At 59.5% G+C, this 20,132-nt stretch carries 20 protein-coding genes; 6 read left to right on the forward strand and 14 right to left on the reverse strand.

Annotated features, from left to right (window positions below; translation table 11 throughout):
- Window positions 1-89 precede the first annotated feature (89 nt).
- Complete coding sequence (locus tag ACVDG9_RS08640) at window positions 90-1,085, reverse strand: YeiH family protein (protein WP_447237746.1); 996 nt, start codon at window positions 1,083-1,085, stop codon at window positions 90-92.
- 26 nt (window positions 1,086-1,111) lie between these two features.
- Window positions 1,112-2,431: a cytochrome-c peroxidase gene (locus tag ACVDG9_RS08645; RefSeq protein WP_447237747.1), complete on the reverse strand. Its 1,320-nt coding sequence runs from the start codon at window positions 2,429-2,431 to the stop codon at window positions 1,112-1,114.
- Here ACVDG9_RS08645 and ACVDG9_RS08650 point away from each other — a divergent pair, their 5' ends adjacent.
- Window positions 2,432-2,914 (forward strand): tetratricopeptide repeat protein, encoded by a 483-nt coding sequence (locus tag ACVDG9_RS08650; protein WP_023000214.1) that lies wholly within the window; start codon window positions 2,432-2,434, stop codon window positions 2,912-2,914. It begins immediately after the preceding gene.
- Between the two features lie 213 nt (window positions 2,915-3,127).
- On the opposite strand, the gene ACVDG9_RS08655 is transcribed toward ACVDG9_RS08650, so the two are convergent.
- The 6 genes from ACVDG9_RS08655 to ACVDG9_RS08680 form a co-directional block, all read right to left on the reverse strand.
- Window positions 3,128-4,186: a TRAP transporter substrate-binding protein gene (locus ACVDG9_RS08655; protein ID WP_055659181.1), complete on the reverse strand. Its 1,059-nt coding sequence runs from the start codon at window positions 4,184-4,186 to the stop codon at window positions 3,128-3,130.
- A 27-nt stretch (window positions 4,187-4,213) separates the two neighbouring features.
- Window positions 4,214-5,707 (reverse strand): TRAP transporter large permease, encoded by a 1,494-nt coding sequence (locus ACVDG9_RS08660; RefSeq protein WP_447237748.1) that lies wholly within the window; start codon window positions 5,705-5,707, stop codon window positions 4,214-4,216.
- Window positions 5,707-6,297, reverse strand: a complete 591-nt coding sequence (locus ACVDG9_RS08665; RefSeq protein ID WP_055659185.1) for a TRAP transporter small permease — start codon at window positions 6,295-6,297, stop codon at window positions 5,707-5,709. The genes ACVDG9_RS08660 and ACVDG9_RS08665 overlap by 1 nt, the downstream gene beginning before the upstream one ends.
- 160 nt (window positions 6,298-6,457) lie before the next feature.
- Window positions 6,458-6,973, reverse strand: coding sequence for a flavin reductase family protein (locus ACVDG9_RS08670; protein ID WP_055659187.1), 516 nt, complete (start codon window positions 6,971-6,973; stop codon window positions 6,458-6,460).
- Window positions 6,973-7,863 (reverse strand): aldo/keto reductase, encoded by an 891-nt coding sequence (locus ACVDG9_RS08675; RefSeq protein ID WP_228868889.1) that lies wholly within the window; start codon window positions 7,861-7,863, stop codon window positions 6,973-6,975. Before ACVDG9_RS08675 ends, ACVDG9_RS08670 begins: the two co-directional genes overlap by 1 nt.
- Window positions 7,863-9,017, reverse strand: coding sequence for an LLM class flavin-dependent oxidoreductase (locus tag ACVDG9_RS08680; RefSeq protein WP_055659188.1), 1,155 nt, complete (start codon window positions 9,015-9,017; stop codon window positions 7,863-7,865). The genes ACVDG9_RS08675 and ACVDG9_RS08680 overlap by 1 nt, the downstream gene beginning before the upstream one ends.
- A 190-nt stretch (window positions 9,018-9,207) precedes the next feature.
- Here ACVDG9_RS08680 and ACVDG9_RS08685 point away from each other — a divergent pair, with 190 nt between their 5' ends.
- Window positions 9,208-9,918 (forward strand): GntR family transcriptional regulator, encoded by a 711-nt coding sequence (locus ACVDG9_RS08685; RefSeq protein ID WP_447237749.1) that lies wholly within the window; start codon window positions 9,208-9,210, stop codon window positions 9,916-9,918.
- Between the two features lie 35 nt (window positions 9,919-9,953).
- Window positions 9,954-11,078, forward strand: a complete 1,125-nt coding sequence (locus ACVDG9_RS08690; protein WP_447237750.1) for a Gfo/Idh/MocA family protein — start codon at window positions 9,954-9,956, stop codon at window positions 11,076-11,078.
- Window positions 11,079-11,163: 85 nt separating this feature from the next.
- Here the strand turns inward: ACVDG9_RS08690 and ACVDG9_RS08695 are convergent, their stop codons facing one another.
- Entirely contained in the window at window positions 11,164-11,592 is a 429-nt protein-coding gene (locus ACVDG9_RS08695; RefSeq protein ID WP_055659195.1) for a hypothetical protein, read from the reverse strand.
- Between the two features lie 214 nt (window positions 11,593-11,806).
- On the opposite strand from ACVDG9_RS08695, the gene ACVDG9_RS08700 reads away from it, so the two are divergent.
- Window positions 11,807-14,506, forward strand: a complete 2,700-nt coding sequence (locus tag ACVDG9_RS08700; RefSeq protein ID WP_447237751.1) for an SH3 domain-containing protein — start codon at window positions 11,807-11,809, stop codon at window positions 14,504-14,506.
- Between the two features lie 6 nt (window positions 14,507-14,512).
- Here the strand turns inward: ACVDG9_RS08700 and ACVDG9_RS08705 are convergent, their stop codons facing one another.
- Complete coding sequence (locus ACVDG9_RS08705) at window positions 14,513-14,974, reverse strand: Lrp/AsnC family transcriptional regulator (protein ID WP_447237752.1); 462 nt, start codon at window positions 14,972-14,974, stop codon at window positions 14,513-14,515.
- Window positions 14,975-15,078: 104 nt separating this feature from the next.
- Here ACVDG9_RS08705 and ACVDG9_RS08710 point away from each other — a divergent pair, with 104 nt between their 5' ends.
- A complete protein-coding gene (locus ACVDG9_RS08710) occupies window positions 15,079-16,545 on the forward strand; it encodes an aminotransferase class V-fold PLP-dependent enzyme (protein WP_447237753.1) in 1,467 nt (488 codons plus the stop codon).
- Between the two features lie 16 nt (window positions 16,546-16,561).
- Window positions 16,562-17,350, forward strand: coding sequence for a class II glutamine amidotransferase (locus tag ACVDG9_RS08715; RefSeq protein ID WP_023000199.1), 789 nt, complete (start codon window positions 16,562-16,564; stop codon window positions 17,348-17,350).
- A gap of 84 nt (window positions 17,351-17,434) precedes the next feature.
- Here ACVDG9_RS08715 and ACVDG9_RS08720 read toward each other — a convergent pair whose 3' ends face one another.
- From ACVDG9_RS08720 to ACVDG9_RS08735, 4 genes are all read right to left on the reverse strand, one after another.
- On the reverse strand, window positions 17,435-17,806 hold the full coding sequence (locus ACVDG9_RS08720; RefSeq protein ID WP_447237754.1) for a SpoIIAA family protein: 372 nt from the start codon (window positions 17,804-17,806) through the stop codon (window positions 17,435-17,437).
- A gap of 139 nt (window positions 17,807-17,945) precedes the next feature.
- The gene (locus tag ACVDG9_RS08725; protein WP_447238297.1) at window positions 17,946-18,566 is read right to left on the reverse strand and encodes an HD domain-containing protein; all 621 of its coding nucleotides are present in this window, start codon (window positions 18,564-18,566) and stop codon (window positions 17,946-17,948) included.
- A 49-nt stretch (window positions 18,567-18,615) separates the two neighbouring features.
- Window positions 18,616-19,185 (reverse strand): helix-turn-helix transcriptional regulator, encoded by a 570-nt coding sequence (locus ACVDG9_RS08730; RefSeq protein ID WP_447237755.1) that lies wholly within the window; start codon window positions 19,183-19,185, stop codon window positions 18,616-18,618.
- A gap of 88 nt (window positions 19,186-19,273) precedes the next feature.
- Complete coding sequence (locus ACVDG9_RS08735) at window positions 19,274-19,900, reverse strand: DapH/DapD/GlmU-related protein (protein WP_447237756.1); 627 nt, start codon at window positions 19,898-19,900, stop codon at window positions 19,274-19,276.
- Between the last annotated feature and the right edge of the window lie 232 nt (window positions 19,901-20,132).

Consider the following 20,132-nt stretch of genomic DNA (forward strand, 5'->3'; position numbering starts at 1 on the left):
CATACTCGCCCGCACAAGAAAAGCCCCGGCCTTTGAAAAGACCGGGGTTCTGCTTCGTTATATGGGGTGCGGCAAGGCCGATTGAAAGGTCAGCCGATCAGCCAGATGCCACCCAGAACGAAGAGCGCCAGAAACGCTGTCTGCGTGACCAGCATCCAGATGGCCGGGCCGCCGACTTCCAGCAGTTTCGGGATTGAGGTTTTCATGCCCACTGCCGCAATTGCGGCCAGCAACGCCCAGCGGGAAACGTGTCCGGCCGCCTCCTTGGCAACGTCCGGAATAAGGCCGAAGGAATTGAGTGCGGCAAGCACCAGGAAGGCGACAACAAACGCCGGCATGATCGGAGGACGGGCGCTGCCCGGCTCCGAACTCTTGCGCAGGATGAGCGCCGCGACCAGAACGATGGGCGCCAGCATGGTGACGCGGATCAGTTTCACCAGCGTCGAAAGGTCTCCGGTTTCCTCGGAGATCGAAAAACCGGCCCCGACAACCTGGGCAACATCGTGGATCGTGCCGCCAAGGAAGACACCGGTCGCGTCCATGGAAAGGCCGAGGGAGGAGGTGAGGATCGGGTAGAAGATCATCGCCAGTGTGGACAGGACGGTCACGGTAATCACCGTGAAGGCGAGATCGCGTTCGGCATGTTCGCGTTTCGGCAGGATAGAGCCGATGGCCATGGCCGCGGAGGCTCCGCAAATGGCGACTGCGCCGCCGGTCAGAAACGAAAACAACCTGTCTCGTCCGAACAACCCGCCGATCAAGAGGGAAAAGCCGATGGTAACCAGGACGCCGAGGATCACCAGAAGCAGAAACGGCAGACCCAGCTGCTGCACCATTTCCACACTGATGCGGACACCGAGCAGGGCAACGCCGACACGAAGCAGCGTGCGGGCTGCAAAGGCGATGCCTTCGCCCGTGCGCTGTTCCTCCGACAGAAAGTTCATCGGCATGCCAAGCAGGATGGCCATCAACATGGCCGGTGCTCCGTAGTGCTCGTTGAGGAATTGCGCAGCAATGGCGACAAGCCCGGCAATCGCAATACCCGGGAACAGCCGGTTAGCCCGGTCTTTCAATGGAGCAACCATGAAACGTTCTTAGTCCTTGTTGATGTTTACCGGTCGACGGGAAGGCCGCTCGGGACAGTGGCAGGGATGCCGAAGGGCGGGGCCGTGACGGACTGCGTGCCGGTCAGGCTTTTCAGAAAAGCCTCCAGATCGGCAATCTCCGCATCCGAAAGGGGGAGAGGTTCAATATCCCTGAAACGGGCCTGACGCGCCATCTCACGAGCGTCATTCCAGACCACAAAATCGATCGCCTGCAGCCAGGGCGCTTGTGGAAGGGCTGCGGTTTCCGGTGTCCAGGCTTTCAGCATTCCCTTGGGGTCGAGATGATGCCGGATGATCCCCTCCAGCGTAGGGTAAGCGCCGTTGTGGCCGTAAGGGGCGGTCAGCTCGACATTGCGCAGCATCGGGGTCCGGAACCGGTAGGCATCTTCCAGGCGGTCGGTTTCTCCCATCACGCCGACATCGCGCACCATCGGATCGAAACTGCGGGTGCGACCCGGACCGAAGGGGGGCAGGCCCAGGGCGTGGAACTTCTGATCGCTTAGCAGTTTGCCCGAATGACACGAGGAGCACCCGGCCTTGCCGTAGAAGAGATCGAGACCCCGCTTCTGGGCCGGATCCAGAGCGCTTTCGTCGCCGGCGAGATACGCGTCGAACGGGCTGTCGAAGCTCTGCCATTCAATTGCCTGGAAAGCTGCCAGCGCATTTGCGATTTCAACGATCGTGACCGCTTCAGGCGCGTCGATATGATCGAACGCCTCGACAAACAGGCGGCCATATTCCGGAATGATGCGGACGCGTTTGGCAAGGATCGGCCAGGCGTTGTCGATGCGATCGTAAATGGCCCCGGCGATCTCGTTTTCCTTCGGATTGCCCGCCATCTCGAACTGGGCCGTCACCGGAAAGACAGCCTGGGCGGCGAGCAGAGAATTGAAGCCCGTGGGCAGCCATTCTTCCGCCGGCGAATTGAAGCCGTTTTCGAAGGTGTCGGCAATCGACAGGCGGCCGTCATGAAACAGGACGTGGAGCTCTTTTGCTCCCAAATTCCAAAGACCTGGAGCGTTTCGCGGAATCCGTTTCTTAATGCGGCTGTCACCGGTTCCGGCAATCCGCATGAGCCCCAACCCTTCGCCACCTTCGCCGATGCCGAGCGACAACCGGTCCCCGGTGCCAAGGGTCGGGTGGTGGCATGTGGCGCAAGCAATATTCCTGTTGCCGGAGAGGATCTTGTCGTAAAAAAGCAACTGGCCGAGGGCTGCCTGCTTTCTTTCGAAGGCGATGAAATCGTCTTCCTTCAAGGGCGGTGGCAATTCGGAAGCAATCGCCGGTGCCGACAAGCCGAAGACCAGAGGGAGCAACCGCAACACATGAAAACCACGCTGACCGCCGCTCTTTTTGCTCTTGTGTTGTGCACGAGTTCTGCTCAGGCCGAAATCGAAGCCGCGCGCGACCTGATGGAGGCCAATCGCTACGAAGAGGCGATGAAGGAACTTTGGCCGGCGGCCCGCTCCGGCAACGCGGATGCGGAAGAACTGATCGGTGTAATGTATGCAATGGGTCTGGGCGTCGAGCGCGACGACCAGCGGGCGTTCGAGTGGTATCTCAGAAGCGCGATGAAGGGGCATCCGGGTGCCCAGTCCGGTGTCGGCTGGTACTATGAGGTGGGCCGGGGCATGCCGGCTCCGGATCTCGTGCGGGCTTACATGTGGTACACGCTCTCTGCCATCGGGGGGGACCCCGACGCTGCGATCTCTCTGGAAGAGGTGGTCAAGAAGATGACCAAAGACGAGATTGAGAAGGCGCATATCCTGGTCGGTGATTACAAGGTCTGGATGTATCCGTTCAATTGAAAGCCGGCGGTTCGTTCCTGATCGGCGCAGAACTCGCGTGATCGAGTGCTGGGCGGACCGGACCATTGAACTCTTGCTCTCCCGGGTCTTCCACGGCTTCACCATGGGGCGCGTGCCGATCTCTGTCCAGTTTACGGCAGGCACGATTCCGGATCGGTGCATGTGCTGGGATATGTCACGCCCTGCAGTGGCAAGGCGTGACACGGTGTTTCGTCAGTTCAGATCGGCAGAGCGATTGGCGTTGATGTCGGCTTCGGCCGCAGCCACGGCTTCTTCCAGAGCGCCGAAGATCTCGCCGCCGCGTCCGACATTGCCCTTGAACCAGTCATAGACCGGAGCGGCTGCTTCCTTGAAGGCTGCCTTTTCTTCCGGAGTCGGGACGTAGAGATCGCCGCCACCGGCCACGAAGTCTTCATACGCCTTGATCGACTTGCGCTTCGGTGAGGCGAAGGTTGCCTGCTGCAGGGCGTAGAAACCATCCACCACGACACGGCGAAGGTCTTCCGGCATCGACAGGAACTTCTCGTTGTTCATCCACCACAAGGCGCCCATGTAAGCATGCCCGTCGAGGGTGACATACTGAAGACCGGCATCGGGGAACTTCATGCCCATGATGTCGGTGATGCCGTTCTTGGAACCTTCGACAACGCCGGTCTGAAGCGAGGTGAACAGTTCCGGCCACGGGATCGGCGTCGGAGCAGCACCAAGTGCCTTGACCAGTTCCTGCGGCAGGTCGGCCACCACGGTGCGGATCTTCAGGCCCTTGAGGTCTTCCGGCTTGGCCACACGATGCTTGGTGTTGGCGAAGTTGCGCCAGCCGCCGGTGTTGCCAATGGTCATCAGGCGGATGGTGTCACCGGAATCTTCCAGTGCCATCGTGCGCATGGTGCGGGTGAATTCACCCGACAGGACATGCTCCGCAATCCGGTCGTCGCTCATCATGTAGGGCAGGTCGAGAACCTGGACATACGGGAAAATTCCCGCCGCGCCGCCGGAGGTGGAGATGTAGATGTCGATCGCACCGTCGGAAATACCCTGAAGGCATTCAGCGCCGTTGGAGCAAAGCTGCGTGCCGATGAACAGTTCGACCTCGATGGCACCGTTGGAAGCGGCCTCAACGAAGTTCTTGAAAACGACAAGACCGTCGTAGTCTTCGTCGTTTTCGTTGGAGTTGGCGGTTGCGCGCAGCGTGTAGTCCGCGGCAAGCGCGCTCAGCGACGATCCGGCAAGCATCGCCGCGACGGTGAGCGTTTTCAGTGCAGTTTTGAGCATTAGGTTCCTCCCTTAGAAAGCTCAGGATCAGTTGGCAAATCCGGTCAGACGCGGGATCGTCATCGAAAGTGCCGGAATGTAGGTGATCAGGAAGATCACCGCGATTTCCACCGCCAGAAACGGCAGGATGGCTTTGGCAATGGTTTCAACCCGTTCCCTTGAAACCGAAGCCGCAACGAAGAGCACCAGTCCCATGGGCGGCGTTGCCAGGCCGATGGTCAGGTTGACGCTCATGATGATGGCGAAATGGATCGGATCGACGCCCAGGTTGACGAAGATCGGTCCAAGAATGGGGCCGAGAATGATGATGGCAGGGCCTGCATCCAGGAACATGCCGACAACGAAGAGCAGCAGGTTGATCAGGAACAGCAGGATCAGCGGGTTCTCCGACAGTGTGAGAACGAACTCCGCCATGATTTCGGGAGCGTGGCTGAGGCTGACGACGGTCTTGAAGGCCATCGCCGCACCGACCAGGAGAAGCACCACTGCAGAGGTTATGCCAGCCCTGTTCAGGACACCCGGGATCTCGGAGACCTTGATGGAGTGCAGAACGAAGAAGCCGATAACCAACGCGTAGGCAACTGCGATCGCGGCCGCTTCCGTTGGCGTGAAGACCCCCAGCAGAATGCCGCCGAGAATGATGATCGGCGTCTGAAGCGGAGCAACTGCTTTCTTGCACACGACCCGAAAATCTTCCGAGACAGCACTTCTGAGCTTCCACAAGAGCACATGGGAAACCGCCAGGAAGACCGCGAACAGGATGAAGGAAGTCGTCGTTGAAAGGGAAGCGAACCCGGTCAGGTTGACCACAAGGTCCGCGATCACCGTGAACAGGGCAGCCAGGTTTGCCCTCAGCACAATGAAGGAGAACCAGTATTCCACCGGTGCCATGGTTTGGCCGGGGTTGACGATCCTCTGTGCTTTGGGAAGGTCGTACTTGTTGGCCATGACCTTGACCATCAGCATCAGGCCGATGCCGACCATGATGCCGGGTACGATACCGGCCAGGAACAGCGCGGCAACGCTCTCGCCCATCACATAGGCATAGATGATCATGATGCCCGACGGCGGAATGATCGGCCCGATGACGGAACTCGCCGCGGTGATTGCCGCAGCAAAGCGCCTTGTGTAACCCTGCTTCTCCATTGCCGGGATCAGCATGGATCCGAGTGCGGAGGTATCGGCAACAGCGGAACCGGATAGGCCTGCAAACAGCATCGACGACAGGATGTTCACATGAGCAAGGCCGCCGCGCAGATGTCCCATCAGGGCCTGGCTGAACTCGACCAGCCGCATGGTGATGCCGCCCTTGTTCATCAGCTCGCCTGCGAGCATGAAAAACGGAATCGCCATCAGAGGAAAACTGTCCATGCCGTTGTAGACGTTGCGGTAAAGCAGCGTGATGTCTTTTTCCTGGCCGTTCAGCCAGAGCAACAGGCCAGGGGCCGCCAGAAGGCCGAAGAAGACAGGCAGCCCGATCAGCAGGAAGACGAGGAAGACGGGAAGGAACCAGATCAGCATCAGTCAGCTCCTGCCATGTCAGGATCGGGAATGACCGGCATGCGGTCGGCGCCACCGAAGCTGGCGATGATGTTGCGCAGGATCAGCTCGATGTTGACGAGCGTCAGCAGGAATACACCGACGAGGATGGAAGCCATCATCCAGCTGCGCGGCACGCGGATCCATTCGCTGAAGGAAAGGTTGCCCGGAACATAAAGCGAGGCGGTTGCGAAACGGCCTCCGAAACCGGTGACTTCAGAAAAGCCGATCTTCAGGGCAACGACGAGCACCACAAGTGAAATAAGCAGAAGGAGCAGGGATATGGCGCTTCCCAGGAGGCGAGGCAGGGAATGGGTGAACATGTCGATGGCAACGAAACCGCCTCTGCGGAACGCTGTTGGTGCCATAAGACCTGTCATCCAGAGCATGCAGAAACGGGCTGCTTCGTCCGGCCAGGGCAGGGCATTGTTGAAGACATAGCGGAACACGACCTGAACCAGGATCGCGATCACCATCAGGGCAACGGCAAAGATGCCGATGCCCCGGCCAATTCGCAACAGCAGCGAATTGACGAAGTCGAGCGGTGCAAGAACCGCCAGCAAAATGCCCATTCGGGCTCCTCCCTGGATCAACCGGTCTTCATGTGCGTGAACATGAGAACCGCGAAGCTGATCATGTTAAAAGTGGCGAAGCGGTCTTCTGCGTTCTCCTGAGACAGAAGGCTTCTCACTTTCCTCCAGAACGGGCCGATCACCGCCCCGTTTTCCGCCCTTATTTTGGAGCGATTTGTCCGAGTTTGCCTGCATAAAACGTCAGGGCCTCGCCTGAACGCATCTCGGCCTGCAACACCTGCCCAAGAACGATCAGGTGATCGCCGCCCTCATAGGCGGTGAAGCGCTTGCACTCGAAGCGGGCGAGACAGTTCTCGATCAGGGGCACGCCGTTGTCATCGATCGTATAGGTGAGCTGATCGAAAGCATGGGCATTGCGCACGAAACCGTTGCAGACTTCAGCCTGTTCGTTGCTGAGAACATGAATGGCGTAATGTTCGGCCGTTTCGAAGTACCTGAACCTGCGCGATCCCTTGTCCGGCATCCACAGGACCAGCGCCGGTTCCAGGGAGACGGATGAGAAGCTGTTGGCTGTAATGCCGACGGGGCCGTCGGCCGAGCCGGTGGTCACCACCGTAACACCGGTGGCAAATCGACCGAACGCATCCCGCAAGAGGCGGGTGTTGTCGGCGTCCGGTTCGAAGGTCACGGTATGATTGGCATTCTGCATGGTCATCAGGGCACCTCTGTTCCAAGTGCCGCTTCGTAAAGACGGTACCAGGTTTCGCGATCCAGGCTGACTTTCAGCGCGTCGGAGATCTGGGCAATGCGCTCCAGATTATTCGTGCCCATGACCGGCAAAAGTTGCGCCGGATGAGCCAGAAGGAAGGCGACCGCGACTGCGGACCGGTCGACACCGGCCTCTGCAGCGATTTCGTCCATTACGGTGCCAAGCTTGCCACTTTCGGAAATCAGCGAGCCGCCGCCGAGAGGGGACCATGCCATCAACCGGGTGCCGAGGCGTTGGTGGAACGCGAGGTCGCCATTGGTGAACGGCGCGATTTCCTTCAGGGAGATCTCGATCTGGTTGGTCACAAGCCGGTTCGACATCGCCGACTGCAGCAGCTCCCAGTCCCAGGGGCGGAAGTTGGAGACACCGACATTCCGCACCTTGCCGCTCTTGACCAGGTCATCGAGCGCGGCGCCGGTCTCGTGATGATCCATCAGCGGGTCCGGGCGATGGATCAGCAGCAGGTCGATGGTCTCGATGCCCATCTCCGTGAGGGAGAACTCGACCGACTTCTCGATGTGTGATCGGGACGTGTCGTAGTATTTCACCCTGGCATCCGAATACCGTCCCATCGGCGCGACAATGTCGCATTTGGTGACGATTTCCATCTGACCACGCAGGGCCGGATTGGCCTTCAGCGCCCCGCCAAGCACGGCTTCCGCGGCATAACCGCCGTAAATGTCAGCCTGATCGAAGGTCGTGATGCCCTGGTCGAGACAGGTCTGGATCTTGCGTTCCACGTAAGCGGGGGACGTGTCGCTGTCGTCGCCGATGCGCCACATGCCATAGATCAGCCGGGAGAATTCCAGGGTTTCAGAAAGTTTCACGCGGTCCATTAGCGGCGCACTCCTTGGCCAAGCGGGGTTGCCGGCGTTTGAGCCGGTACACGACCATAGGCGTGCGGAAGGGAACATGTCTTCAGATTCGGCAGGACCCTGGACCCGAAATGCCTGGCTTCTTCCAGGTGCGGATAGCCTGAGAAGATGAAGGCACGAATGCCCATCTTCTGATAGGCCTCGATCTTGGACATCACCTGATCGGTTGACCCGACCAGCGCTGCCCCGCAACCGGACCGCGCCCGGCCGACACCCGTCCACAGGTTCGGTTCGATATAACCGAATTCATCGGCGATCTCGCGGTTCTTTGCCTGGTGGCTCACTCCCAGCGACTTGGCATCCAGTGCCCGTTCGCGAATGGCGGTTCCCTGGGTCTCGTCAAGTTTGGAGACGATATAGTCCGCGTATTCCTGCGCTTCTTTTTCCGTGTCGCGCACGATCATGTGCACGCGCAGGCCATAGTCGAGGGTGCGGTCGTATTTCTCGGCGACTGCGTTGACCGCCTTCATGCGGCCTTCCAGTTCCTCGATCTTTTCCGGCCACATCAGGTAGACGTCGCAATGCTGACCGCAAAGGTCCAGCGCATCCGGAGAATAACCTCCGAAATAGAGCAGGGGCCCACCGGTCTGGTACGGCCGGGCGGGGTCCGTGGTCAGGCCCTTGAAGTTATAGACCTGGCCTTCGTAATTGATTTCGTCCTGCGTCCAGGCCTGCTTCAGGATCTCCACCACTTCCCGCGAACGCTGGTAGCGATAGCTACTGTCGGCCTGCTCGCCCGGAAAGTCGGACGAGATGATGTTGACCGTCAACCGGCCCTCGAGCATGTGGTCCAGCGTGGCAATGGTCCGCGCCAGCATGATCGGCTGCATCTCGCCGCAGCGAACCGCTGCCAGCAGGTTGATCTTGTCGGTGATCGGCGCGCAGCCGGCGACGAAGGACAGGGTGTCCTGGCCCACCTGGTAGGACGACGGGCACAGGATGTTGCGGAAGCCCTGCTGCTCGGCTGTTTTCACGATCGAAGAGCAATGCTCCCAGGAGGAACGCAGATGGCCTTCGGGTACGCCCAGAAACTGATAGTCGTCGGAACACAATGCGGCGAACCAGGATACCTCCGCTGCATCAAGATCCGGTGACGTGACTGGGACTACGGTCATGAAGTGCCTCCCTTGGACCATCTTGTCGAATACCGAAACCCGCATGCGCCGACATGGGTGCGATTGAGGTTTCGCTATTTTCGTTTGTTTTCGAATGGCTTCATTCTGCCTTCGATTTCTTCTTGCATATCACCCGTTTTGATGTAAATCAATAGTGTATCAATTTTGAAAACGAGACCTTCGAACCGCCATGCCAACCGCCTCGCAAACCTCTACCGCGCTGCCGTTATACGTGCAGATAAGCGAGCTTTTGATCAGGGATATCGCGGCCGGGCGGCTGATCGACGGGGAGCGGCTGCCACCTGAAAGGGACATGGCAGAGGAGCTTGGCATCTCCATCGGAACCCTTCGCAAGGCACTCGCCGACCTTACGCAAAAAGGCTTACTCGAGCGGATCCAGGGGTCGGGAAACTACATACGGCAGGGCGGCACGCATGAGAGCGTCTACGCCATGTTCCGTCTGGAACTCCTGACCGGAGGTGGTCTGCCACGCGCCGATATTCTGGACGTTCAGCGCCTGGACAAGCCGGACGATCTGCCGCTTTTCGGTACCAGCGCCGAAGGCACCCGTATCCGCCGGCTGAGGTTTCTCAACGATGTGATGATCGCGGTGGAGGAAATCTGGCTCGACGGTGACGCGGGATTCGTGCGGCGCGAGCTTTTGTCGGACTCGCTTTACCGCTTTTACCAGAAACACCTCGGGTTCTGGATCGTGCGTGCAGAAGACCGGGTGACCATCCGTGCGCTGCCGGACTGGACGCCGAAACTCTTTCAGAAGACGCCGGGCACTCTCACAGGCTTTGTCGAACGGTTCAGCTGGGCGGATCGCCCCAAGCCGGTCGAATATTCGCGAACCTGGTTCGACACGGACCGGGCGCATTACGTGCAGCGCTTGAAATAGGTGGACGAGAAATGCCACCGCGCATGGAGGACTGAATGCCTGCAAAGGTAAGATATGGTGTCATTGGCTGCGGGATGATGGGGCAGGAGCACCTGCGCAACATCGCACTCCTGCCGGACACCGAAGTAACGGTGATCTTCGAGCCGGACGCCGGAATGGCGGAAGCGGCCGCAAGATTTGCGCCTCTTGCGCGATTTGCCAATTCCGTTTCGGAACTGCTGGAAGTGGACGAACTGGACTGCATCCTGATTGCCAGTCCGAACCACTGCCATGTGCCGCAGATGGAAGAAATCCGCCGCAAGCGCCCGTTGCCGCTTCTCGTCGAAAAACCTCTCTTCACCGATCCCAAGGATGTTGCCGAGCTGGAGGCTTTCAAGGCGTCCTATCCGGCGCCCGTGTGGGTGGCGATGGAGTACCGCTACATGCCGCCGATCGCGGCGTTGATCGAGCAGGCGGAAACAGCCACTGGCGGCATCAAGATGCTGACCATCCGCGAGCACCGTTTTCCGTTCCTCGACAAGGTCGGCGCATGGAACCGATTTAACCGCTACTCCGGTGGTACATTCGTTGAAAAGTGTTGCCATTTCTTCGATCTCATGCGGCTGATCATGCAATGCGAACCAGTCCGCGTGATGGCGTCGGCCGGCCAGGATGCCAACCACAAGGACGAGGTCTACAATGGCGAGCAGCCGGACATACTCGACAACGGCTATGTGATCGTCGACTTCGAAAACGGTGCACGGGCCATGCTGGAACTTTGCATGTTTGCCGAAGGCTCCCGCTACCAGGAAGAAGTGTCGGCCGTTGGGCCGGAAGGCAAGATCGAAGCCTTCGTGCCGGGTCCCGGACGCTTCTGGCCAGAACACCTCGGCGAGCCGCCGGTGCCTCAGCTTGTCGTGTCGCCCAGGTACCCGAAGGGGCCGCGTCAGATCGATATTCCGGTTGATCCGATGATCCTCGATGCAGGCGACCACAACGGCTCGACATTCTATCAGCACGAAGGCTTCGTGGCTGTCGTACGCGGTGAAAAGCCGGCACCTGAAGTGACGCTTGAAGACGGATGGCGGGCTGTGGAAATGGGGCTGGCGGCACAGCAGTCTGCCCGTACGGGTCAGTCCGTGATGCTACGATCTCAGGCGCTTTCCTCCGTCGCCTGCTGACAAGACGATTTTCCTCTGGAAACCTGGCCGGTACGACATTTGTCGTGCCGGCTTTTTTCGTGCCAGTCCGGCAGACGAGAAAGGGCTACCAGCGTTCCTTCGGCAACAGGGACTGCACGTTGTTGGAACTGAAGCCATCCCGTCCGCGCCGCAGGTTGATGGCGCGGATCGGCACCTGGTATTCTCGGCCCGTGTCCGACTTCTTGCACTGCTGTTTCCGGTAGGCGAAATTGTCCGGCACGTTCCTGTGGTTTTGAACAAGAACGCAGAAGACGTCGTAGCGGCCGTTCACGGCCACGTCACGCCGCGCGCCCTGGGCAACGATCACCTGCATGTGGCGGGTGAAGGCCTTGTCGAAAAGCATAAAGTTGCAGTAGGGCTCGCTGCCGTTGGGTGTGCGCGTGCTCTGGCAATAAAATATCTCTGCCCAGGCTTTCTGCGGAGCAGCGAACGGGAAAGAGCCGATCGAGACCAAGCCCGCCAATACGGCTGCCAGAGCGTAACGCTTCACCATTCCCTTAAACTCCTGGTCGAAATGCAGTTTTTTTCAACGTGATCTTGCGGATAGAATATCACTCCACGTAAGATTTACCCGTGACGCCCCTCACAGGGAATAGGCGTGACAACGAAATTTAGCTTGCCTCGGGAACGCACAGGTTCCCGTCACGTGCACAGACACTTGCACCGACATCGACAGGGTTGGTTGAACCGGCCCCCGGGAGGTCCCAATGCGTAAGTCTCTTTCCGTTCTTTTGTCTTCCACTTTGATTTTGCAAACGGTTTTCGTAAACGGCGTGCTTGCCGCGCCGGCCCTGACGACCGCCAACGTGAATTTCCGACAAGGCCCGGGAACGAACTTCGGCTCACTGGGAACGGTGCCGTCCGGTACGCAGGTCGAAATGGAGAACTGCGATGACAGCGGGGCCTGGTGTTCAATCAGCTACAACGGCCAGAACGGGTTTGTCAGCGGGCAGTATCTTCAGCTTAGCGAACCGGAACAGACGACCGGCTGGCCGCGGTCTTTCCAAACTGACGCCGGGGCGACGCTGGTGCTCTACCAGCCGCAATTCACCGAGTGGGACAACTTCAAGACCCTGAAGGCGATGGTGGCAGCGGAATACATCAAGGACAAGGATGCCAAGCCTGTCTTTGGTGTGATCGGTGTCAGCGGCGCGACCGTGGCCGACACCGACAAGAGCGAAGTTGACATCAACCAGATCCAGGTAACGGAACTGAACTTTTCGGCTTTGGACCGGGAATCCCTCACTGACCTGTCGCTTCAGGTCGGCAAGATCATGCCGACCGGTACGATCACCGTGAAAGAGGATCGGATCACCGCAGGCCTTGCCGAATACCAGCGCATGGAGGATGTCCAGGGCCTGAGTTCGGAAGCACCGCCTATCTATGTCTCGACCGAGCCGTCCATTCTCGTGCAGACCGAAGGCACGCCGATCTTTGCGCCAGTCAAGGGTGACCAGGGGCTCAGCTTCGTGGTCAACAGCAACTGGGACATTCTGAAAATCGACGAGAGCGGCGAACTCTATCTGCGCGATGAAAAATCCTGGATGAAAACCAAGGACGTCTCGGCAGGGTGGGAAGCGGTCGACAAGCTGCCGGATCTGATCGGGTCTCTTCCGGATGACGATAACTGGAAGGAAACCCGGGAAGCGATTCCGGGGGAACCGTTCGCGGACAATACTCCGCCGAAGGTGATCTATTCAGACACACCGGCCGAAATGATCGTCTTTGACGGCGAACCGGCTCTGGAACCGGTGGATGGCACCGATCTGGAATGGGCGTCCAACACCGAAAGCGACGTGTTCTTCCTGAAATCCACGTCCACCTGGTACATTCTGGTATCCGGCCGCTGGTTCAAGTCCACCTCGCTCGACGGGCCGTGGACTTTCACCACTCCGGACATGCCCTCCGATTTTCAGAACCTGCCGGAAGACGCGCCTTACTATTCGGTCCGTTCGTCCATTCCAGGCACTTCTGAAGCCTCGCAGGCACGGCTGAAAGCCAGCATTCCGACAACGGCTCGCGTTGAGGTCGGTTCCGTCAGTGCGGATGTCTCCTATGCCGGTGATCCGGAATTCGAGAAGATCGACGGCACGTCGATGTCCTACGCGGTCAATACCAGCGACCAGGTGATCCAGGTCGGCGCGAAATACTACGTGCTGCAGGACGGTGTCTGGTTTGTCGGAGACAGCCCGGAAGGACCATTTACGGTTGCCACGGCGGTTCCTGACGAGATCTACACCATTCCGCCGTCTTCCCCGGTCTACAACACCACCTATGTGCGCATCTACGACAGCGAACCGGGAGCGGTCTGGTACGGCTACACGATGGGCTATCTGGCTGGGTTCCTGTCCTGGGGCGTCTTCGTTTACGGCACAGGCTATTATTATCGGCCCTGGTACCGTCCGGGGCTGCGCCCGATCTACTTCCCGCGTCCGGTGAGCTACGGGATCGGCGCCTTCTACAATCCGGTCCGTGGCACTTTCGGACGCTATGGCTATGCCTACGGTCCGCTGCGCGGCATCGCCGGCGGCGGCATCTATAATCCGCGTACGGGCGGCTACATTCGCGGTGCCGCCATCAGCGGCCCGCGCGGCAGTGCAGGCTTCATCAGCGCCTATAATCCGCGGACCGGCAATCGTGTCGTGGTTGGCGGAGCCCGGGGCATTTACGGCTCCTGGGGCGGCAAGGTCGTAAGCGGGCCGGAATGGTCACGCACGCGCGATATCCAGGCTGGTGCCGTGCAGCGCTGGAAGCAGGACGGCAATCTGGGCCGTGTAGCGAACCTTGATCGCCGTGGTGACGTCTTTGCCGGCCGAGATGGTAGCGTCTATCGCCGCGATGGCGAGAAATGGCAGAAATTCGAGGGTGGTCGTTGGGGCGAAGTCGCTGCGCCCTCCCGCGAGGCAATCCAGGACCGCATGGGTGACATTGGTGCCGGACTGGCCGGGGGAGCGATCGGCGCCGGCGCAGGAGCAGCCCTTGCCAACCGCCCCCTTGGCGACAAAATCCAGAACCGGCCGAATGTTCAACGCCCGACCAACCTGCCTGCCGGCCAGCGTCCGAATATCGAGCGTCCCAACGTCCAACGCCCGAATGTTCAAAAGCCGAATGTGGAGCGCCCCAACGTCCAACGCCCGGCGCAGCGTCCCAACGTTCAGCGCCCCAATGTGCAACGACCGAATATCCAGAAGCCGAATGTGCAGCGACCGGCGACCCGCCCTGCCACACGTCCGGCGGCACGACCCCAGGCGCCTGCACACCTGAGCAGGGACAACCGGGCGAGAACGGCAGGCAACCGTCAGGTCAATCGGCAGCGCAACGTTCAGCGCTCACGTCCGCAGGCACGCCCGCAACGTCATGGCGGCGGTGGCGGTGCGCGCAGGGGAGGTGGCGGACGCCGCCGCTGAGAAAACCTAGATTGGAAGGTCGCGGGCATCCGCGATCGATTCCATGGTCATGTACGACGTGACCGTATCCAGATCGACTTTCTCGATCAGGCGCTGATAGACGCGGTCGAAGGCATTCATGTCTTCGGCCACCACTTTCAGCATGTAGTCGTAGTCTCCGGCAATCCGGTAGAAATCGATCACGTTCGGAATGGCCACCACTTCGCCCCTGAACCTTTCCAGCCACTCCTTGGAATGGTGCCGGGTCCGGATCATCACGAAGACCGTGAGATTCAACCCGAGCTGCGCCGGGTCCAGCCGGATCGTATGTCCTTCAATCAATCCACTGTCGTACAGCGTTTTCAACCGGCGCCAGCAGGCGTTCTGGGAAAGACCGACCTTGTCGGCAAGGTCTCTTTGCGAAAGACGTGCGTCGCGTTGCAGGGCGCGCAGCAGCGAGCGATCAATATGATCGAATTTTTTCTCCATGTTCGATCAATTGACACGATCTGGCGCGTAAAACAATCGAATGAGGTGAAGATATCCCCGTGAAAGGGGTCGTATGATCCGAAAAAGACGTTTCGGAGCACAAGATGACCCAAAAAACAGGCACGGCACTCGATCATTTCATCGAGGAACTGAAATCTCCGGACCTGATTTCCCGCCTTCGCGCAGGATTGATCGGCGAGGGGGCAACCATTTCAGGTCCGTTCGGCGAGCGCGAGCTTATTTATGCCGACTACGTCGCCTCCGGGCGAGCTCTGCGTCAGGTTGAGGATTTCGTTCTGGAAGAAATCCTGCCGGTCTACGCGAACAGCCACACCGAGGCTTCCTACTGCGGAAGCGCAATGACACGAATGCGCGAGGCCGCGCGATCTGAAATCGCCCGAATTTGTGGGGCTGACCAGGGCTACGCGACGGTCTTTTGCGGCTCGGGGGCAACCGCAGGCCTTAACCGGCTTGTACATCTTCTTGGTGTTTCGGCCGCCGCAGAGCGGGGCGAACAGCCACTTGTTGTGATCGGTCCCTATGAACATCACTCAGACATTCTGCCCTGGCGCGAGAGCGGAGCGGAGGTGATCGAGATAGACGAAGCGGAAACTGGTGGTCCTGATCTTGCGGAGCTGGAGGTTGTCTTGCGCAAGGCGGGGGCCGGCCGGCTGATTGTTGGAGCATTCTCGCTGATGTCCAACGTAACCGGCATCGTTACCGACGACGTGGCGGTCACACGCATTCTGAAGCGTTACGGCGCGCTCAGCGTTTGGGATTGCGCGGGTTCCGGCCCTTACCTCCCGGTAGATATGAAAGCCGGCACGGATGCCCAGAAAGATGCGGTTGTTGTCTCGCCGCACAAGTTCATCGGTGGGCCAGCCGCGTCAGGCGTCATGATCGTGCGTAAGGAAGCTGTCAGCAAGGCGACACCGGTCTTTCCGGGCGGAGGAACGGTACGCTTCGTCTCGCCCTGGGCTCACGATTATTCAGACAATCTTTCAGCCCGCGAGGAAGCCGGTACACCGAACGTGATCGGCGATATCCGGGCGGCGCTCGCCTTTCTGGTCAAGGAAGCCATCGGGCAGCGGCTCATGGACGAGCGGAACGCCGCCTGGCGCGCCAAGGCGCTGGCGGTCTGGCGTGACAATCCGGCGATCGAGATCCTCGGAAACGACAAGGCCCGTCACGTGCTACCCGTGTTCTCGTTCCGTGTGAAGGATCTGGAACGCGGAGGCTATGTGCACCAGCAGCTCGTCACCCGCATGCTATCGGACATCTATGGCATCCAGGCCCGTGGCGGCTGCGCCTGTGCCGGGCCCTATGCCCATCGGTTGCTGGATATCGGTCCGGAACAGTCCGAAGCGTTGAGGGCCGGTATTCTTTCCGGTGAAGAACTGAAGAAACCCGGCTGGACACGGCTCAATTTTTCAGTGCTCATGACAGTAGACAAGGCGGACAGGATCATTGCCGCCGTCGAAGATCTGGCGCTGCATCCTTATCCGGCCGCGGATTACTACGCGTGCGATGAAACCACGGCCCGGTTCAAGGCCATGCAAGACGCTGCTTGAAGGACACCAAGTCGACATGTGCCGCTGGGCTGCCTGGAGCGGAGCTCCCAAATACCTGGAAGAAGTCATTTGCGATCCGGCGCATTCGCTGATCGACCAGAGCCGCAATGCGCTGTCCTGCAAGACATCGGTCAATGCCGACGGGTTCGGCGTTGCCTGGTACGGCGACCGGGACACCCCTTGTGTCTACAAGGACGTCCGGCCCGCCTGGTCGGATCCAAACCTGTTGCAGATCTCCAAGCACATCCGGTCTCGCCACTTCCTGGCACATGTGCGCGCCTCAACCGGAACGGCGACCACGCGGGACAACTGCCATCCTTTCACGTTCCAGCGCTGGACCTTCATGCATAACGGTCAGGTCGGCGGCTACGACAAGGTGAAGCGTCGCCTCGACAACATGATCCCGGACGACCTTTACCGCGACCGCATTGGCGGCACCGACAGCGAAAGCCTTTTTCTGGTCGCGCTCGCCTATGGACTCAATCTCCACCCGCGCGCGGCCATGGCGAGAGCTGTGTTCGAAGCGGAAGCCCTGTCCAAATACGCCGGAACGACGCCGCACATGCGTTTTGCTGCAGGCTGGTCGGATGGTGAAACGCTCTATGCCGCCCGCTATGCTTCTGACAATCTGGCGCCGACGCTCTATTACCGGGTGTATGACGACGGTGTGATGGTGGTGTCCGAACCGCTGGATGAAGCCCGCGGATGCTGGATGGAAGTGCCTCAGGGCCAGATGATCGAGGTCAGGGACGGGAAAGTGAACCAGGTTGCCTTCCTGAGTGATGAACAGCTCGCCGACGCCTGAGTTTCCGCACTGACCTGCCAGAACTGAATTGCCAGATGAGGCTGGACGGCAGCCTCAGTGGCAGAAATCGCCAACGGCTTGACCTCAGACTGGCGTTTCGATCCAGTGCCAGGCGATATCGATTTCATCCCGGTCGAAGTGCTTTTCCTGAATGCCGACCATCCGTGCAAACGTGGCGTCGATCGCAACGAGGGCGGCAAGCAGCTTGCTGTCCGTAACGATGGCGATCTTGTTGAGATGCTGCATGTTGGCAAGCACCCACCGGATGTCCGCCTTGGCGGCCTCGAAAGAAACGCCGACATGATCGCCAAGAACCACCAGAACGCTGATCTTGCCCTGATCTTCAATCATCTCCTCGGCCTTGGCGATCAGTTTCTTTTCCTGATCAATATCGATTTTTCCGGAAATCTCGACACCGAGAACGGCACCCTGGCTGCGGGGCAGAATGGTGTACATGCTGGTTCCTCCGGCAGTGACTCGACGGCACAACCAGAAGGGTAAACCCAAACACGAAAAATAAGAACCTGCATGACCTTTTTTGCTGACCACCCGGCAAGGCACCAGGCACCCTTGAGCGGCAAAGTCTCTGGTGCAATCAGGCGATTTCCCGTCCGGCGCCCGTCATAATGGTGCGGGTCAGCTCATCGACTTCGTCCCGCAACTGGCGCGTGAGAGCACTGCAATCGGTGCGATCACGGCCGTAACCGAGGTTGAACTCATAAAATGAAGGCGCTTGCCTTGGCATCAGAACGTGCTGAAGCATGGTCTCCAGCTTGTCGAACGCCTTGGCAAGTCGGGCTTCGACGGTTCGTGCCGCTGCATACTCATCCCAGAGGGAGGTTAGCTCCCCAGCCACGTCACCCGGCAGCGGTTCACACAAGGTCAGGAAGTCCCGCCTTTCGCGTTCCTGCCGGTCGTCACCCGGCGTCTGGAGTGGAGCGGGGACATCTCCGGAGATGGCTTCGCCCAGGTCATGCACAAGCGTCAGCTTCAGGAGTTTGAGCAAGTCGACTTCTTTCAGCTCTGGTTCGAACAACAGAACCATCAAGGCCAGTCGCCAGCTATGTTCGGCAGTGCTCTCCGGCCTGCCGCCGGATGTCGATCCCGAGCGAAGCGTGTCCTTCAGCTGCTCTGCAGCCTGAAGGAAGTCCAGCAGGCCTCTCAGTCTGGTGTGGGAAATTTCAGGAAGATCGAGGGAAGGGGGCGTCTTTGTCATGGTGGCCAGATTATTGCGGGCCACCGCGCCAGACGAGTTACCGCATAATTTATGCGGCATCCTGTTCTTCACGGACCAGCCGCGCAAACCGTCCGTCTGACAGCGGCAGGCGCGAAATCCGGATGATGCTCTCCGGGATGGTCATTTCCGGGAAATCGACGTGTTCCGTTCGGTAGACAATGTCAGGAGCATCCGGCTCGAACCAGCCATAGTCGGTCAGTCTGTGCTCTGTTGCGCGGATGCCTTCGGACGCAAAACGCCACAAGGGCCGGTTCAGAAACTCGTTCACCGGTGCGCGCCATTCGCAGGCACGCGGTACGGATATGGCCAGCAGCCTGTGTGTGAGGTCGCAGACCAGATGCACGGGAACTGCGGACCGGGAGACAAGATCAAGCAGGGCCTTGTCGGCGGCGCTCTCCGGACGTGCCCTCAGCAGACGGGTGATCTTCGTCCTGTTGCTGTCGTCCGGCTGCAACTTGCCACTCTCCCAGCGCGATATCCTCGTCTGCGAGACGCCGAGTTCATACGCCAGAGCTTCCTGCTTGACCCGGTTCAGTACGCGCCAGCGCCGCAGCGACGGTCCAAGACTGCTTTCAAGAACGGCGGTTTCTGTTTGCATGGTGCAAGTGTAACGCGTCCCGGGAATTTTGTGCAGCGGGAAAAGAAGGCACGGCTCACCTGAGCAGGTGTCCGCGCCACCAGCGGGATCAGCGGTACTTCTCGATGAATGCGTCGATCGACAACTTGCGAAAATCTGGCAGCCGCTGCTTCAGCTCTTCATGGGACCAGTCCCACCAGGAGATATCGATCAGCGCCCGTTCCTGCTGTTCGGTGAAACGCCGTTTGATTTCCCTGGCGGCCACACCGCCAACAACGGTGTAGGGGGCGACATCCTTGGAAACGACTGCCCCGGCTGCAACAATAGCTCCGGTGCCGATCGAGACGCCGGCAAGCACCGTGACATTGTGGCCGATCCACACATCATGTCCAATGGTGACCCAGTCGTCCTTGCGCCACTGGAAGAAATCCGCGTCGTCTTCGCCAAGGTCATAGGCAGCAGCGCGGTAGGTGAAGTGGTGCTGGGAGGCGCGCCAGGTTGCGTGGTTTCCCGGATTGATGCGGACGCGACGGGCGATGGAACAGAACTTGCCGATGGTCGACCAGACGACATCGCCTTCCTGCACGATATAGGAATAGTCCCCCATGCTGCTTTCGCGCATTTCCGTGCGTGCGCCAACCTCGGTCCAGATGCCGAGATCACAATTCAGCACCCTGGCCTCCGGATGAATGTTCGGGGCTTCGGTCAGGGAAGGCTTCTGGGTCGGGGCGGACATGGATGCTCCATATAGCGTTGGAAGGAGTGCGGAAACGGTTTGTAGCCGTGTTGCTGGCACCGGTCGTGACGCTTTGATGACACTGGCGTGACTCCCGTTACTTTTTTTGCATGCATCCACAGCGGTGAAAACGGCATTTGGCGGGTAGAAGCCTTGTATTTGAGCACTGATTTCCGAGTAAATTTCAGCCAGGCATGTGTGACGCCAAGGGGGCTCGGAAAGCGCTGAGAGC

The organism is Roseibium sp. RP-7 (assembly GCF_053005225.1).